General features: G+C 67.5%; 16 protein-coding genes. 5 read left to right on the top strand and 11 right to left on the bottom strand.

Annotation, left to right across the window (positions count from 1 at the left end; genetic code table 11):
* Nucleotides 1-70: 70 nt before the first annotated feature.
* Together DYE07_RS02265 and DYE07_RS02260 are read left to right on the top strand one after the other, a co-directional pair.
* On the top strand, nt 71-1,609 hold the full coding sequence (locus tag DYE07_RS02265; protein ID WP_115296248.1) for a sugar porter family MFS transporter: 1,539 nt from the start codon (nt 71-73) through the stop codon (nt 1,607-1,609).
* A gap of 243 nt (nt 1,610-1,852) precedes the next feature.
* Nucleotides 1,853-3,217, top strand: coding sequence for an FAD-dependent oxidoreductase (locus DYE07_RS02260; protein ID WP_115296247.1), 1,365 nt, complete (start codon nt 1,853-1,855; stop codon nt 3,215-3,217).
* A gap of 128 nt (nt 3,218-3,345) precedes the next feature.
* Here the strand turns inward: DYE07_RS02260 and DYE07_RS02255 are convergent, their stop codons facing one another.
* Nucleotides 3,346-4,578 carry a S1C family serine protease gene (locus tag DYE07_RS02255; protein ID WP_115296246.1) on the bottom strand — a complete coding sequence of 411 codons (1,233 nt, stop codon included), beginning with the start codon at nt 4,576-4,578 and terminating at the stop codon, nt 3,346-3,348.
* A 374-nt stretch (nt 4,579-4,952) separates the two neighbouring features.
* Here DYE07_RS02255 and DYE07_RS02250 point away from each other — a divergent pair, with 374 nt between their 5' ends.
* Both DYE07_RS02250 and DYE07_RS02245 read left to right on the top strand, forming a co-directional pair.
* Nucleotides 4,953-5,525: a DUF421 domain-containing protein gene (locus DYE07_RS02250; RefSeq protein WP_172462932.1), complete on the top strand. Its 573-nt coding sequence runs from the start codon at nt 4,953-4,955 to the stop codon at nt 5,523-5,525.
* Nucleotides 5,526-5,595: 70 nt separating this feature from the next.
* The gene (locus DYE07_RS02245; protein WP_115297060.1) at nt 5,596-6,660 is read left to right on the top strand and encodes an alcohol dehydrogenase catalytic domain-containing protein; all 1,065 of its coding nucleotides are present in this window, start codon (nt 5,596-5,598) and stop codon (nt 6,658-6,660) included.
* A gap of 196 nt (nt 6,661-6,856) precedes the next feature.
* Here DYE07_RS02245 and DYE07_RS02240 read toward each other — a convergent pair whose 3' ends face one another.
* Both DYE07_RS02240 and arsB read right to left on the bottom strand, forming a co-directional pair.
* Nucleotides 6,857-7,333, bottom strand: a complete 477-nt coding sequence (locus DYE07_RS02240) for an arsenate-mycothiol transferase ArsC (protein ID WP_006944362.1) — start codon at nt 7,331-7,333, stop codon at nt 6,857-6,859.
* On the bottom strand, nt 7,320-8,402 hold the full coding sequence (arsB, locus tag DYE07_RS02235) for an ACR3 family arsenite efflux transporter (protein ID WP_115296244.1): 1,083 nt from the start codon (nt 8,400-8,402) through the stop codon (nt 7,320-7,322). Before arsB ends, DYE07_RS02240 begins: the two co-directional genes overlap by 14 nt.
* 140 nt (nt 8,403-8,542) lie before the next feature.
* Between arsB and DYE07_RS02230 the strand changes: the two genes are divergently transcribed.
* Nucleotides 8,543-8,863 carry an ArsR/SmtB family transcription factor gene (locus DYE07_RS02230; RefSeq protein ID WP_050786461.1) on the top strand — a complete coding sequence of 107 codons (321 nt, stop codon included), beginning with the start codon at nt 8,543-8,545 and terminating at the stop codon, nt 8,861-8,863.
* A 104-nt stretch (nt 8,864-8,967) separates the two neighbouring features.
* Here the strand turns inward: DYE07_RS02230 and DYE07_RS02225 are convergent, their stop codons facing one another.
* The 8 genes from DYE07_RS02225 to DYE07_RS02190 form a co-directional block, all read right to left on the bottom strand.
* On the bottom strand, nt 8,968-9,411 hold the full coding sequence (locus tag DYE07_RS02225) for a nuclear transport factor 2 family protein (protein WP_038568072.1): 444 nt from the start codon (nt 9,409-9,411) through the stop codon (nt 8,968-8,970).
* 117 nt (nt 9,412-9,528) lie between these two features.
* Entirely contained in the window at nt 9,529-10,056 is a 528-nt protein-coding gene (locus tag DYE07_RS02220; protein ID WP_115296243.1) for a DJ-1/PfpI family protein, read from the bottom strand.
* A complete protein-coding gene (locus DYE07_RS02215) occupies nt 10,053-11,081 on the bottom strand; it encodes a CNNM domain-containing protein (RefSeq protein ID WP_115296242.1) in 1,029 nt (342 codons plus the stop codon). The genes DYE07_RS02220 and DYE07_RS02215 overlap by 4 nt, the downstream gene beginning before the upstream one ends.
* On the bottom strand, nt 11,078-12,466 hold the full coding sequence (locus DYE07_RS02210) for a hemolysin family protein (protein WP_115296241.1): 1,389 nt from the start codon (nt 12,464-12,466) through the stop codon (nt 11,078-11,080). Before DYE07_RS02210 ends, DYE07_RS02215 begins: the two co-directional genes overlap by 4 nt.
* A gap of 561 nt (nt 12,467-13,027) precedes the next feature.
* Complete coding sequence (locus tag DYE07_RS02205) at nt 13,028-13,480, bottom strand: hypothetical protein (RefSeq protein ID WP_074039257.1); 453 nt, start codon at nt 13,478-13,480, stop codon at nt 13,028-13,030.
* 66 nt (nt 13,481-13,546) lie between these two features.
* A complete protein-coding gene (locus DYE07_RS02200) occupies nt 13,547-14,467 on the bottom strand; it encodes a formate transporter FocA (protein ID WP_115296240.1) in 921 nt (306 codons plus the stop codon).
* A 262-nt stretch (nt 14,468-14,729) separates the two neighbouring features.
* Nucleotides 14,730-15,674: an aminoglycoside phosphotransferase family protein gene (locus DYE07_RS02195; protein WP_115296239.1), complete on the bottom strand. Its 945-nt coding sequence runs from the start codon at nt 15,672-15,674 to the stop codon at nt 14,730-14,732.
* Nucleotides 15,675-15,786: 112 nt separating this feature from the next.
* Nucleotides 15,787-16,215: a PH domain-containing protein gene (locus tag DYE07_RS02190; RefSeq protein WP_006947257.1), complete on the bottom strand. Its 429-nt coding sequence runs from the start codon at nt 16,213-16,215 to the stop codon at nt 15,787-15,789.
* Nucleotides 16,216-16,411 lie beyond the last annotated feature (196 nt).

Here is a 16,411-nt window from a genome sequence, read left to right as displayed (position 1 = left end):
GGATAGGTTCACTCTCGACCCCTGGTTCCTCCTGCCGCGTCGCTGGGCAGGCCTCGAGAATGGATGGCGGATGTTCGACGCACCGGGTGCCGAGATCGCCCCGAACGAGTTGACCGACGCCGAGCGTCGCCTCGGCGGCATCCCCGACGCAGCCCGCGACGACGACGTCAGCCCCGTTGAAGCGGAGCGTCTGGCGCGTCGACATGTGCTGCACGTGTCGTTCCTCGCCGCGTTCGGCGGGCTGCTCTACGGCTACGACACCGGCGTGATCTCGGGTGCGATGCTGCACGTCACCGAAGAGTTCCACATCAACGAGGAGCGCTTCGGCTCGGCGGCGCACAACATCACGGAGATCATCACCTCATCGATCCTGCTCGGCGCGGTGCTCGGTGCGCTGGGCACGAGCGTCATCGTCAAGAAGGTCGGGCGGCGCAAGGCGATCATCGGCATCGCGGCCGTGTTCGCGATCGGCGTGCTGCTCAGCGGCGCCGCGAACGACTGGTGGACGCTGTCGCTCGCGCGCGTCTTCCTCGGCCTCGCCGTCGGTGGCTCGACGATGGCGATCCCGACGTACATCTCCGAGCTCGCACCGCCCGCGAAGCGCGGCAGCTACGTGACGTTCTTCAACGTCGCGATCGGCGTCGGCATCCTCACCGCGAGCCTCGTCAACTACTTCCGCGACTCCGCGATCAGCTGGCGGGTCCGGATCGCCGCCGCTGTCGTTCCGGCGCTCGTGCTGCTCATCGGGATGAAGCCGCTGCCGGAGAGTCCACGCTGGCTGGTGCAGCAGGGGTTCGTCAACCCTGCTCGTCGGGTGCTGCGCTGGGTGCGTCCGAGCACGCGCGCGGTCGACGCGGAGATCGCCGAGATCAAGCGCACCTACCGCGAGGAGCAGCAGGCCTCCGGTGAGGGGGAGTGGCGAACCCTGTTCAGCGAGAAGTGGATTCGCCCGGCACTGTTCGCCGGCATCATGGTCGCGATCTTCACGCAGATCACCGGCTTGGAGATGATGATCTACTACACGCCGACGATCCTGAAGAACAACGTCGGCTTCTCCGACGACATGGCGCAGGCGGGCAACGTCGGCGTCGGCGTCGTCTATCTCGTCATGACGACGCTCGGTAAGTTCGTCGTCGACCGCATCGGGCGTCGCCGTCTCATGCTCGTCATGCTGCCCGGAGCCGCAGTGTCTATCGCCGCGTTCGGCATCGCGTTCTGGGTGACGAACGACGACCCGCCTGCGGGCGTCGCGCTCGCGCTCATCCTGTCCTTCATGTTCTTCCAGGCCGGCGGCATCCAGGTCGTCGGGTGGCTCATGGGTTCGGAGCTGTACCCGCTCAAGGTGCGTTCGGCGGCGACGGCGCTGCACGCGGCCGCGCTGTGGGGTTCGAACCTGCTCATCACGCTGACCGCCCTCACGCTCATCGACTGGCTGTCGCTGCCGGGCGCGATGATCTTCTACGCCGTCATCAACGTCATCGCCTGGGTGACGGTGTACTTCTTCGTTCCTGAGACGAAGGGTCGCAGCCTCGAAGAGATCGAGTCGAGCCTGCAGGACGGCACGTTCCTGCCACATCGTGGGCGCAAGCGCTCGCCCGCCGACGCCTGACGGCATCCCGCCGCAGACCGGCGTTCGTCTCGCGAGAGGCGAGCGCCGTTCGCGTCGTGGGGGATTGGTGCTGGACGTTAGGCAGACCTAACATGGCATGAGAAGCGTCGACGAACCGTTCGACAAGTAATGTCTGGTTATGTTTACGCTAACAACTCGTTCATGACGCCTGCCGGACATCACCCTGCCCGACGACGCCACCACCGCACGGCCGACGCCGTGCCACCTGCAGAAGGGGATTGCATGCGAGACCTTCGCGTCGCCGTAATCGGAGCCGGCCCGGCCGGCATCTACGCCTCGGACATCCTGACGAAGCAGCACGAGGGCGCGCGCGTCGACCTGTTCGACCGGCTGCCCGCACCGTACGGCCTCGTGCGCTATGGCGTGGCGCCCGACCACCCGCGCATCAAGGAGATCATCAAGGCGCTGCGTCGCGTGCTGTCGGGAGATCGCATCCGCTTCATCGGCAACGTCGACTACGGCACCGACCTCGACCTCGAACAGCTGCAGGAGCACTACGACGCCGTCATCTTCTCCACGGGCGCCTCGAGCGACCGACCGCTGGACATCCCCGGCATCGACCTCGACGGTAGCTTCGGCGCCGCAGACTTCGTCTCTTGGTACGACGGCCACCCCGACGTGCCGCGCGAATGGCCGCTGACGGCGCGCAAGGTCGCCGTCCTCGGCGCCGGCAACGTCGCCCTCGACGTCGCGCGCATGCTCGCCAAGCCCGCCGACGAGCAGCTGACGACCGAGATCCCGCAGAACGTCTACGACGGGTTGAAGGCGAACCAGGCGACGGAGGTGCACGTCTTCGCGCGCCGCGGCCCGGCGCAGTTGAAGTTCTCACCGATGGAGTTCCGCGAGCTGTCGCACAGCCCGAGCATCGACGTCATCGTGCACGAGGAGGGCTTCGAGATCGACGAGGCCGGCCAGGCCGCGATCAACGCGAGCAAGTCGACGAAGCTCGTCGTCAACACGCTGCTCAAGTACCTCGAGAACGAGCCGAGCGGCGCGCCGCACCAGATCCACCTGCACCTGTGCGAGGCGCCCGTCGAGATCCTCGGCGAGGACGGCCGCGTCGTCGGCCTGCGCACCGAGCACCAGGAGTTCAACGGCGACGCGACGACGCACGGCACGGGCGAGTTCCGCGACTGGGACGTACAGGCCGTCTACCGCGCCGTCGGGTACTACAGTTCGCCGCTGCGCGACCTGCCCTTCGACGACGCCGCGGGCGTCGTGCCCAACGAGGCGGGCCGCGTGACGGACGTCAGCGGCGAGGTGATGCCGGCGACGTACGTGACGGGGTGGATCAAGCGCGGCCCCGTCGGGCTCATCGGGCACACGAAGTCGGATGCATCGGAGACCATTGCGTGCCTGCTCGAGGACCTCGACTCGCTGCCCACGCCCAGTGGCGGCGACCCGGACGCGCTGCTACGTCACCTGCTTGATTCGGGTGTCGAGATCACGCTCTGGGATCACTGGGAGCGTCTCGACGCCCACGAGATCGCCCTCGGCGAGAGCGCCGGCCGCGAGCGCGTCAAGGTCGTGTCCCGTGAGGACATGATCGCCGCCGGTCAGGCATACGCCGAGGATCTTGCGTCCTGACGAGCTGCTGACGGTGGCGCCCGGCCCGGCTGGATCGGGATGCAAGGGGGCGAGTTGCTCTCGTGCGTCCCGATGCCGGGCACGCGGGTCTCGAGATGGCGCAAGGCCACCTCGAGACCCGCGACGCGTCAGTTCGCGGTCGACTTCTGCAGCGTGACGGACGCCGTGTGCGACGCGCCGGAGGTGTCGCTCCACGTCACCTTCATCGTCGAGCCGGGGTAGCGGGTGCCCATGAGCGAGCTGAGGGAGTCGGTCGAGGTGACGGCCTTGCCGTCGAGGGCGGTGATCGTGTCACCCGCCGTCATCCCCGTGCTTGCGACAGCCGAGCCGTTCAGCACCTGCTGCACGACGACGCCGGTGTCGCTGGCGCCCCGCAACGACGAGCTCGGGACGACGGCCACGCCGAGGGCGGCCTTCGCGCCGATGTGATTCGTCGTCGTCTTGCGGCCGGCGAGGATGTCGTCGGCGATCGACTTGGCCTGCGTGATCGGGATGGCGTACCCCTCGGCGTTGCTGCGCTGATAGCCGGTGAGCGAGTTCGTCGCGGATGCGGCGGTGTCGATTCCGACGACCTTGCCCGCGGCGTCGAACAGAGGCCCGCCGGAGTAGCCGCCGACGATGGGCGCGTTCGTCTGCACGAGGTTCGTCAGGTTCTCACCGGACGACAATGACCCCTGTTCGGAGGCGGTGATCGAGCGCCCCGTCGCCGTCACGATGCCGGAGGCGGCGTAGAGCACGCCCTCGCCGCCGCCTTGGCCGACGGCGAGAACCTCTTCGGCCGTCCTGACTCCGTCGGTGTCCAGAGTGACGGTATCGAGGTTCTTCGCACCGCTGAGCTTGAGCACGGCGACGTCGTGGGATTCGTCGTGCCCGACGACGCTCGCCGTGTATGACCCGCCGTTCGGGACGGTGACGCGGATCTGCGTCGAGCCGGAGACGACGTGGTAGTTCGTCAGGACGGTGCCATCGGCCGTGAGCACCATGCCCGAGCCCGCAGCCTCACCGCTCGAGGTGGCCACGTCGATCATGACGACGCCCTTGCTCTGAGCGGCGGTGGCGCGCGTCGTCGTTCCGCTGGATGACGCGCCACTGGCTTGCGCGCCGCCGTTCGACGGCGATGTGCTCGAGCCGTCGGGTGCGGTTTGCGGCGTCGAGGCGCCGCCCTGATCCGTGTCAGTGGATGAGCTGCCCGAATCGGTGGTGCTGCGAGCGCTGGCGGCGTCGAGCTGACTGCGCAGCTGACGGGTGACGGAGCCGGCGTCGAACGCGCTGAGGGAACCGTCGTGCACGCCGATTGCCAAGGGGGCGGCGATGGCGGCCGAGCATGCTGCGGTGAGGGCGACGAGGGCGGGGCTGCGCATGGGATGCTCCTTGGGGCGAGTGCTCGGGCTTGCGATGGTGTGCGTCCCTGGCGTCGCGATGTGTTGGCGCGAGGGCGACGGCGACGGCGGTGCGTCGACGTGTTGAGACCAAGTGAAGGTGACGCACCGTGGGGTCCGCTGTCGCCGACCTGTGGCGTCGCTGTGTCGGCTGACGCCCGTGCGGCAGGTGGTGGAGGGCGCGCAGCGCACGGCCGCGACGTTGCATGACTTTTGAGCATCTGCACGAGGAATGTGCGCGATATTCCTCGTGCAGATGCGCAGAACTCGTGCAGCTGCGCGCCGGGGCCAGCTCGGAACGGTATGAGGGGGTAGGAGACACTGGTCGCCGGGGGACAGGTGCGAAAGGGGGCGGTGTGAACATTTGGCCGCACATCGGCATCAGCGCCAGTGGCGTCGTCGGCGTCGTCGTCGTCGCGACAGTGGTGCTGTACGCCGTCTTCGTCGCGATCCTGCATTTCTGGGGCGTACGGTATCTGGCGGCCGGTTCGACGATGTCCGTCGCCGTGTTCACCGTCCTCGGGGCGCTGTGCGCCCGCGCGATGCTGGGCAACTCGCCGACGTTGTGCGGTGCGCTCGTCGCGATGGCCACCCTGTTCGTCCTGGAGTTCGGTTTCGGACGGCTGCACGCGGTGATGTCGATGCGCAGCCACCGCGCCGCGGGTCGCGCCCGGGCGTGGACCGTCATGATCGACGGGCGGGCACGCCCGGACGCACTGCGCCACGTCGGCCTCACCGCCGAGCGGTTGCACGAACGGTTGCGAGCCGGGGGAGTGCGGCACCTCGACGACGTCGCCCTCGCCGTCCTAGAACCGCGCGGCACGCTGACGGTCGTCCGGCGCGGCGAGAGCATCGACCCGAAGTTGCTGGTCGGGATCGCCGGGTTGCCGCCGGGGTTCGGTGACGTCGATACGACCGGCGGCCGCTGAACACCCCTCGAGATCGGGTGGCTTCCGTAGAGCACGTGTTCTCGCGATCTGCCACAGTGGCGGGATGACGATGCGCGCAGTGGTAATGCAAGAGATCGCGGGGGCCGTCGGCGTCGAGGAGGTCGAGGTGCCCGCCCTGCCTGACGACGCCGTCCTCGTCGAGGTGCGCGCGACGGGGTTGTGCCGCAGCGACTGGCACACGTGGGCCGGTCATGATGACGTCGAGCTGCCGCACGTGCCCGGTCACGAGTTCGCCGGGGTGATCACTGAGGTCGGTTCGGACGTCGTGAACTGGCGGGTCGGGCAGCGGGTGACGATGCCGTTCGTCGAGGGCTGCGGCGCCTGCGAGTGGTGTCGCACCGGTGACGCGCAGGTCTGTCCGACCCAGGATCAGCCGGGGTTCACGCACTGGGGATCGTTCGCGCAGTACGTCGTCGCGCGACGCGCGGACACGAACCTCGTCGCAATCCCCGACGCTGTGAGCTTCGCGGCCGCCGCGAGCCTCGGGTGCCGGTTCGCGACGGCCTTTCGAGCTCTGACGGCTCGTGCTGATGTGCAGCCGGGTGAATGGGTGTGTGTCGTCGGCGCCGGGGGAGTCGGACTCAGCGCCGTCATGATCGCGAAGTCGCTCGGGGCGCGTGTCGTCTCCGTGGACCGCAACGCCGACGCGCTGGCGCTCGCGACGCGCGAGGGCGCGGACGCCGTCGTCCTGGCCAGGGGCGCCGGGGTCGCTGAGACCAACGAGCCTGTCGACGTGGCGGCCCGCGTCCACGAGATCACGGGTGGCGGAGCGCACGTCGCCGTCGACGCGGTGGGCAGCGAATCGACGTGTTCTGACGCGATTCATGCGCTGCGGCGTCGTGGGCGGCACGTGCAGGTGGGGTTGTTGCCGCCGGTGGGCGGGCATCCGCGCGTGCCGATGGCGCGCGTCATCGGTTGGGAGCTCGACGTGTTCGGCAGCCATGGCATGGCCGCCGCCGACTATCCGGCGATGCTGGCGCTCGTGGACGACGGCCGACTAGATCCCGGGCGACTCATCGCCCGCACCGTCAGCCTCGACGACGGCGCGGCGATGCTGCCGACGTTCGACGCTTCGCCGCTCTCCGGCGTGACGATGATCGACCCGCGTCGCTGACGCACCCAGCTCGTGGCGAGCGCGGTACGCGTGCTGTTGGCAGTAACCACTCCAGACGACGACAACACAGACGAAGAAGCGTCCGTCCTGTGCGTCGTCGCCCAGCGTCATGGCGGGCCTGAGGGCGCGAGGTGCGACGGATCAACGGGCGGGGCGTCGACAAAGGCCATCTTGCGCCTGAGGGAGGTAGTTCTGTTCACCCCTGAGTTCGGTGGAGCATCTCGCTGACGAGCGTGCGACAGCGCTCGGCGATGTCGTCGCGGATGAGCTGCATGCGCTCGGTGCCCTCGATGCCGCGCGTCGACGGCTCATCGGTGTGCCACGTCTCGATCGTTGCGAGCATGCCGTCGATCGGTTCGAGCCGTGCAGCAGAGCCGACGATGATGACGCGGTCGGCAGTGCGCAGCACGGCGGGGTCGATGGCCTTGGGATGTTCGCCGTCGAAGGTTGCGCCGAGGGTGGCGACGGCGGTCGCCGACTCCGCGTTCACGGCCCTGCCGGGCTGAGTGCCGGCGGAGTGGACATCGAGGCGCTCGCGAGCGAAATGGCGCGTGAGCGCGGCCGCCATCTGCGACTTGCCAGCGTTCTTGACGCAGACGAAGAGGACGCGCGGTCGACGATCCGCGTCAGCTGCGCCATCGGGCGAGGAGGTGGGACGGTCAGCGCGGGGCATCGTGGCCGGCCTCGAGCATGGGTTGGGGGAAGCGATCGCGCAGGGCCAGGCTGACGTAGACCAGAGCGACGAGAACGGGGACCTCGATGAGCGGGCCGACGACCCCGGCGAGTGCCTGGCCGGAGGTGACGCCGAACGTCGCGATGGCGACGGCGATGGCGAGCTCGAAGTTGTTGCCGGCAGCGGTGAAGGCGAGAGTCGTCGTCCGTTCGTAGCCCATGCCCAGGGCCCGGCCGAGCAGGTAGCCGCCGCCCCACATGAGCGCGAAGTAGGCGAGCAGGGGCAGCGCGATGCGGGCGACGTCGAGGGGGTGCGACGTGATCTGTGCGCCCTGCAACGCAAACAGGACGACGATGGTGAACAGCAGGCCGTAGAGCGCCCACGGCCCGATGCGGGGCAGAAAACGCGACTCGTACGCCTTACGGCCCCAACGCCTCTCGCCGATGCGGCGACTGAGGTAACCCGCGAGCAGCGGGATGCCGAGGAAGACGAGAACCGACGCGGCGATGTGCCAGGGGGAGACGTCGAGATGTGATTGGTCGAGGCCGAGCCAGCCGGGCAGGACGCTGAGGTAGAACCAGCCGAGCGCGGCGAACGCGACGATCTGGAACAGCGCGTTGAGCGCGACGAGCACCGCAGCCGCGTCGCGGTCGCCGCAGGCGAGGTCGTTCCAGATGATGACCATGGCGATGCAGCGCGCGAGGCCGACGATGATGAGGCCGGTTCGGTAGGTCGGCAGATCCGGCAGGAAGATCCACGCGAGGGCGAACATGAGCAACGGCCCGACGATCCAGTTGAGTGCGAGCGAGGCGCCGAGTAGCCGCCGGTCGGACGTGACGGCGTCGAGCTTGTCGTAACGCACCTTGGCGAGCACCGGGTACATCATGATGAGCAACCCGATGGCGATGGGCAGCGAGACCCCCTGGATCTCGACGGCTGACAAGGCGTCGTCGAGGCCGGGCACGAGGCGTCCCAACAGGAGGCCTGTCACCATGGCGGCGATGATCCACACGGGCAGGAAGCGGTCGAGCGTCGACAGTCTCGCGCGGGGCGATGCAGGGGAGTTCACGGTCGGCCGCCTTTTTTCGTCATCGGTGAATACGGTGCCATCGTGAGGCGTGATTCGACATGTGTCAAAATAGTTGAGTGACGATCGACGGGTGCGAGCGGCGAGGTGAGGCGACGTCGCGGGATGGTGCGCCTCGAGTCGTGGCGAACGACGAAGATGTTGCGCGCGCTGCTGCCGTGTTCAAGGCGCTCGGCGATTCGGCGCGTCTACGCCTGTTCGACGCGATCGTCGCGGCGGCGCCGGGGGAGATCTGTGTCTGCGACCTGCCGGACCTGGAATTGTCGCAGGCGACGATCTCGCATCACCTGCGCAAGCTGCGCGACGCTGGGCTCGTCACCTCAGAACGTCGCAGCACGTGGGTCTACTACCGCAGTGTGCCCGGGTCGCTGGATCCGGTTCGGGAGCTTCTGGGGGTCGAGTCGTCCCGAGTGGCGGCCCGGACGACGCTCGCGAGGTCGTAGCGACAACGCTGGAGGCGTCACCTCCATCGCGCGTGCGCCCCTCTGATCGACGCTTGCAGCGCCGGGTGTGACTCGAACGCCGGCACCGCTGCCTGCGCGCGGGTTCAGGAGGGTGGAAGTTCGCCTCGTCCGGGCCGTACGCGTCGTTCGGCCTCGGTGATGGCGACATCGTTGATGCTCGCCTCGCGACGGCTCATGTAACCGTCGGCATCGAAGTGCCACAGCTCGTTGCCGTAGGAACGCCACCACTGACCGTCATCGTCATGCCACTCGTACTGGAAACGCACGGCGATGCGGTCGTCGGTGAACGCCCACAGGTTCTTGCGCAACCGGTATTCGTGTTCGCGCGCCCACTTGCGAGTGAGGAACTCGATGACGGCGTCACGCCCGACGATGCTCTCGCCGCGGTTTCGCCACACGGTGTCCGGCGTATAGGCGCCGGCGACGCGTTCGGGGTCTCGCGTGTTCCACGCGTCCTCGGCAGCTTGCACCTTTGCGGCCGCTGTCTCGGCTGTGAAGGGTGGGACAGGGGGACGGGGTGCGTTCATGGCGGTCTCCTGGAATGGTTGTCGTTCAGATGGATGCTACGCGTTCGATCACACGTCCGCGCCACGCCAACGAGGTGTGCGACGTGCTCGTCCCCGTGTCGGCGGGGCACAGCGTGGTCATGATCGGGACGCCCACGTCGGGGGCGCCGGGCGGTACTCGATCCCATCTTGGACCTCGCGTGCGCGCTCAGGGGTGGCGGGGCGTCCGACGAGATGCAGGGCCATGTCGATGCCGGCGAAGACGCCTGCGTCCGTGATGACCTGCCCGTCGTCGATCCATCGCTGACCCGGGCATGGTTGGGCCTTGGGGTCGAGGGCCGCGACGCTGGCGAACGTGTCGTGGTAGGTCGTGAACGGGCGCTGGTGCAGCAACCCCGCGGCGGCAAGGAGGCGAGCGACCGTGCAAACACTCGCGCCGATGGCATCTCGCTGCGCAGCCTCCTGCAGCCAGCCGCGGTGGCTCTCGTTTCGCAGACGCTCGAGCGAACCGTCGCCCCCGGGCTCGATGACGACGTCGGCCCGAGGAATGTTGACCTCTGCGCGCGCGGTGTGAGGATCAGGCCCTTCGCGGAGCGTCGATGACGACTCCAGGTTTGCATCCGAAGCGAACCAAGCAGGCAAATAGCTCGGGGAGGCGAGCGTCACGCCGCGCCGTCTGTCACCGCGTCTGCGCGGGGCAGCAGTTTGGGCAGGATGTCGCCCAGGGTGACGACGCCACTGAAAGCGCCGTTGTCGGTGACGACGGCGAGCTGGTGGCTGCCTTCACGCATCAGCCGAAGCGCTTCATGCAGGGCCGTGTCGCGGGGCAGTTCGAGGACGGGACGGGCCACGGTGTCCGCAGGTGTCGCCTCGGGGAGCATCAGCGTGTCTCGCACGTGCACGACGCCCCGTACGCCGGAACCAGCGCCGGCGGGCTCCATCAGCAACACGCGCGTGTGCCCCTTGCGCATCACGGCAGCCTGAACATCACCGACGGTTGCCGTGGCGGGAGCCGCCGTAGGGGCGCCACGCCCGTCAAGCAGGTCTGCGATCGTCAGGCGTTCAAGGTCGATTGCACTTGTCAGTGAGGTGCGGTAGGCGAGGTCGAGCGCTCCGACGCTCGCTGAGTGCTCGACGAGCTGGCGCAATGACGTCGAGTCTTGCGATTCGCTGACTTCATCGACCGGTTCGACACCGGAGCGGCGCACGAGCCAGTTCGCGGCACGGTTCAACGCCGCAAGGATCGGACGTGTGACACGCATGAAAGCGCGCATCGGCAGCGCCAGCATGATCGCGGACTTTTCGGGGTGTGCGATCGCCCATGACTTGGGCGCCATTTCCCCGATGACGAGGTGCAGGAACGTGACGATGATGAGCGCGAGGACGAACGCGGCGACGTCGGCAGCCGTCTCACCCAGGCCGACCATCTCCAGGGGTCTCATCAGGGCGTGGTGCACGGCAGGTTTGGTGATGGCACCCAATGCGAGGGTGCACACGGTGATCCCAAGCTGTGACGCTGCGAGGAGCATCGTGATTTCGCCCGAGCTGCGAAGCGCGGCACGCGCGGACGCTGACGGGTTGTCTTCAAGGCGGTGGGTGCGCGCGTTGATGAGGGAGAACTCGGCGGCGACGAAGAACGCCGACAGGGCGATGATGGCGATTGTCGCGATAGTCGTGGCGAAGGGATTCATCGGTCGCTCCCTTCTTCCTCGGTGTCGTGCGGGGCTGATTCTGGTTCGAGCAGGGTCAACCTGAGCAGGGACGGCACGTGCCGTTCCACAGCAAGAACTTCGATGTCGAGGCGGGATGGCGGGGCGTCCTCATCCACGGCCAGTACACGCGGGCCCTGGGGTACGTCGATGACGACACGCTCACCGACGCGCGGGAGCGTACCGAGGCGACCCACCACGAGGCCCGCCACCGTTTCGTATTCACCCTCGGGCAGGTCTACGTCAAGAGCACGTTCGACCTCGTCGATGTGCACGGACCCTTGCATCACCCACTGGCCGTCATCGGGCAGCGGCGCATACTCGGGTAGGACCGGGTCGTGCTCGTCGGTGATTTCCCCGACAACTTCCTCTGCCAGGTCTTCGACGGTGATGATGCCGGTGAACCCGCCGAACTCGTCGATGACACATGCGAGTTGCTGCTTGGCGCGGTCGAGTTCGCTCAACGCGGTGGACAACCCCATCAGCTCAGGAACGATCAGTGCCGGACGCATCACCGACGAGACCGGCCGAGCGCCATCCTGCGCGGCGAGCACATCGACGAGGTGCACGACACCGGCGACGTCGTCGGTGCCGTCGATCACGGGGTAGCGCGTGTGCCCGCTCGCCATGAGAGCGCGCATCTCAGCGATGTTTGTTTCAGTTCGCACTGAGTCGACCTGAGCGCGGGGGATCATCGCGTGAGCGACGTTCTCGGTGGGAAAGTCGATGATGCGATCCAGCATGTCTGACAGTTCCGGCGCGAGGTCGCCCGTCTGCTTCGACGCCTCGACAACGTGGTGCAGGTCATCCGCTGTGGCGGCCTGCTCGACGTCGTGCACCGGTTCGATGCCGACACGCTTCAACAGCAGCTCAGCGGACTTGTCGAACACCCAGATGGCCGGGCCGAACACCTTCAAGTACAGGGCGCTCGACCGTGCGAGAGCGCCGCTGACCTGCTCGGGGCGAGCTATAGCGTAGTTCTTCGGGTAAAGCTCACCGAACAGCATCTGCACGAACGTGGAGAAGGTGATTGCGAGAATGCCGCCCACGGTCAGGCCGATGCCGGTGGGGATGCCGACTCCGCCCAGCATGGACGACAGCGCCATTCCGATGAGTGGTTCGGCCACGTAGCCGACAAGCAGGCCTGTCACGGTGATACCGAGCTGCGCGCCGGACAGGAGGAACGAGGTGCGGCGGGTGATAGCGAGGGTGCGGCGTGCCGTGTCATCGCCTGCCTGCGCGCGAGCCGTCAGCTTGGAGCGGTCCACGGACATGTAGGCGAACTCTTGCGCCACGAAGTACGCGGTCACTGCGGTGATCGCAAGAACGACGACGACACCGGTCAAGAGGGACAAGGCGTCGTTCATGGCCGCTCCGCCCCGGGTCCGCTGAACATGTTGGAAAAGGGCGGCGGTGGTAGGGGGTTCATCCGTATTCCCGATCGTGGGTTCGCGACAGCCGCACTGGGCGCGTCTCGCGCGCTCTGCGCGTGACGGCCCAGCGTAGCCCGTACTGTGTCCCCATCTGTCCTAGTCCGCTTAGGGGCGGCGGTGCACCGGGTGCCGCTACCGCTCGACGACCCACGTCCGGTCGGAAAGCACCGGCCGTTTCCCTCATCGGGGACAAGAAGCGGTCATTCCACCCGGTCGGCCTGTAACCGGGCGGCGCGGTTCAAATTGGATGCAACAAATAGGCGGCGTGGTCCTGGCTATCTGCTCTTGGTTCACCCTGGAAGCAAAGCGACAGGCCGTGTGGGGGTGCTGGGGAAGGCCCCTCGTCCGCTTACTTAACATAATGTAGATTATCGGATGACGAACGTGGCGCAGAAGAGGTCCCAATGACAGTGGGTCACACCGCTGTGTGCGATATGACCCACTGCTGGCTCTCGCCGCCAGACTGCTGACGCTTACGTCCGCGCGCCCGAAGCGTCAGGACACGTCGTCGAGCGTCAACATCGTGCCGTTGAACTCGAATGTGTCTTCGGCTCGTTTGCCCTCGATGGCTGCGTAGATCGGTGCGTCCGGTGAGATGCCCAGGTAGGTCGTGCCGCCCGAGGTGAACTCGTCCGTCGCCACGCCGACGACGAAATGCTCGCCGCCGAAACTGATGACCGCGCCGGGCTTGACGACGTCACACGCCGTCGTCGTCAACGCCTTCGCCGTCTCGACGATGCGCTGCTGCGTCTTGTCGACCTCCTGGAGCATGTCGTGCATGTCGCCAGCGTCCTCCTGATGCGAGACGTCGTCGACGCGCTGCTCGTCCTGCTCGATCACCTCGCCGACCTGCTGACGCAGGCCGACAGCCTCGTCGGCCTGGTCGAGGCGCTCACTCAGGTGTGCGACGAGGTCCTCCAGGACCTGCGCCTTGTCGACATCGCTCACGGTGGTCTCCTCCTGACGCAACTCCCCTGCGCCATAAATATAGCTAATGGATGTAAAGCGCGATCCTCAGACCGCAGCTGCCTCGACCTTCGGACGGTTCGCGTACCACTGGTACAGGCCCGCGATGAGCCCGCCACCGATGATGTTGCCGAGCGTCACCGGCAGCAGATTGTTGACGAAGACATGCGTCCAGGTGAGATCCGAGTACGCCGACATGTCGAGGCCCTTGAGGAACTTCGCTCCCCCGTGATCCTTGAAGATCATGGCGAGCGGCAGGAAGAACATGTTGGCGATCGAGTGCTCCAGACCCGTCGCGACGAACAGCGCGACCGGCCCGACGACGGCGAACGCCTTGTCGACGAGCGTCTTGCCGGCGAACGCCATCCAGACCGCCAGGCAGACCGCGAGGTTCGCGAAGATGCCGAGGACGAACGCCTCACCCCACGAGTGATGCAGCTTGGCAGCCGCGCCGTCGAGGACGACCTTGCCCCACCCGTTCTTACCGTTCGTCTGCAGCCCACCGAAGTAGCACAGCGCCGCGACGAGCAGCGCGCCGACGAAGTTGAACACCCACACGATCACCCAGTGCAGCGCGAACTGGGGCCACGTGATGCGTCCAACGACCTTGGCGATGATCGTCATCGTCGAGGACGTGAACAGCTCCGCGCCCGTCACGATGACGAGCAGCAGGCCGACGGAGAACGCGACGCCGCCAATGGTGCGCGAGATGCCCCACGGCATCGTCGACGCGCCCGTTTGCGTCGTGATGTAGAAGACAAAACCGAGCGCGATCCATGCGCCGCCCAGCACGGCGAGCATGGCGATGCGCCACGGTTCGCGCACAGGCCGCTTGGCCATCGCGGCCTCGGCAGCCGTCGCGATCGCTTCAGGGGTGAGGATGGCGGTCGATGCGGCGGGTGGCGCCGCAGGCGCCGGGGCCGAGCTGACGGGCGCGGCGGGCGTCGACGAATCAGTGGGATGGCTCATGGCCACAGCGTACGAGATGGCCCGCCGCCGGGTGGCGCGACGCTCCGCACGGCCCGGGCACCTCACCTGCCACGTGCGACGGCCGGGGCGAATGCTTCCGAAAATCGCAGATGGGGACGCAGATCGCGAAGGTGGACGTGAGTCGCCGATGGCTACGCAGATCGCGAATGGGGACGTACATCGCACGTGGGGCGGGGCCGCTGGGCAGTAGTCGGAAGCTCTCTGAGGCCTTCGAACCGAGGCGTTCGGGCAGGGGTGAACGTCAGCCCTGCATGGCCTTGATGATGGCGACCTCGCGAGTCAGATCCGGTGCAGGAGCGCGTCGCTCGCGCGCGTCGTGGCAGGCCCACCAGGCGTTGGCAAGCACCCGAATGATCGTCCATGCCCGGGCCGCTTCGGGCGCGACGCCCATCGGGTCGCACGCGTAATCGACGCGAAAACGCAGATGATTCCTCAGGTTGTAGGCGTCAGCGGCCTCGTCCCACCGGTTCCACAACAACGGTGCAACCGCGAGCGCGAGGTTTCCCGCGACCGGTTTCGGGTCGATCGCGACGAGCCCGCCAACAGCTCCGGCTCGCGTCACGTTCATGACGTTGTCGTCGTGCAGATCCGAGTGCACGAGCGTCGCGTCGACACCACGCTCTTGCGCGAGCGATCTCGCCAACGACACCCCCTGGGTGACGAACCGCCTCGGCATCGGCAGCTCCTCCCCCGTCAGCCGCTCGGCGATCCGGCCGCACCACGCAGACGCCGTGTCGAGCTGCGGCAACGCCGGCACGGCGAGACGCCGGTGGATCGCGCCGATCGTCTCCGCCGCGTCGAGCGACGACATCTCCACCAGCTGCGTCGCCGGCCGACACCGTTCGAGCAGCAGCGCCCATGACGACGGTTCGGCCGCGACGAGCTTGACCGCTCCGACACCGCGCCACGCGCGCAGCGCCAGGTGCTCGTGCCGCGCCTCGGCGTGCGGCCACGCGAGCTTGAGCGCGAGCCGCTCCGAACCCCGCCGCACCGGCACGACGAGCGCGCACTGACCGTGCATCGACGGCCCGTCCGGCGTCAGACGCCAGGTGCCCAGCAGCGTCTCGAGCGTCTTCGGGACGCTGCGCAGCCACGCCTCACCGTCAGGCAGCCCGGCGCCGTCAGCCGCCCGACCGGCCATCAGCGCTCGCAGCGACTCGGGGATCAACGCGTCCGTCTCGACCATTGCCCGATCCTGTCATGCGCGTCGAGTCCCCAACTCGGCGCGCAGGCGACATCTCGCTCGGCGCGCCGCCCCGCGTCGAGCGGCTACGCACGCAGGCCGGCAGGCACCACTGTCACGCGCGGTTCAGGTTCTGACGGTTGTTGAGGGCGATGCCCATGAGATGCCGATACAGCGCCGCGATGTCGAAGTTCTTGGGGAACTCGAACGTGTACTCGCCGTACTGCAGGGTGTGGGCCCTGAGGTAAGGCGTCACGACGTACGTGATCGTGATCTCCGAGTCGTCGACTCCTCCGCCTGCGGTCTCTGCGGTGACGTCCACGATCGCAGCCAGCTGGATCGACTTGACGCGAGTCTTCTTCCCCGTCGCACCCTGGTGATCGAGCGTGATGATGCGGAAGTTGGTCATGCAGAAGCCGTCGCGCAGCATCTTGTACGCCGACTGGATCTGCTCACCCTCGAGCAGCCAGGGGCCGTAGAGCTCATGTGCTTGCTGCGGGTCGATCTGCTGCATGTTGCCGGCGAGGCCCTGAAAGATTCCCATGCCGTGAATCTACGTGGCTGGAGGCACCTGCGGGCGCCCGGCGCCCTGCTCCTTGTCTCCGCGACTCCTGCTGCGAGGTAGGCCACGCGGGCGACCGGGGGACGACCGCAGCCCGCCCTGTCATCCCACTCGGCTGAGCAGCCGACGGGCAGCGGACCGTGCATGCGGCAGCTCGGGCGGCTCCCGCATATCCTCT

Source organism: Dermacoccus nishinomiyaensis, assembly GCF_900447535.1.
Lineage (GTDB): Bacteria > Actinomycetota > Actinomycetes > Actinomycetales > Dermatophilaceae > Dermacoccus > Dermacoccus nishinomiyaensis.
This window is presented reverse-complemented; position numbering and strand designations above follow the sequence as displayed.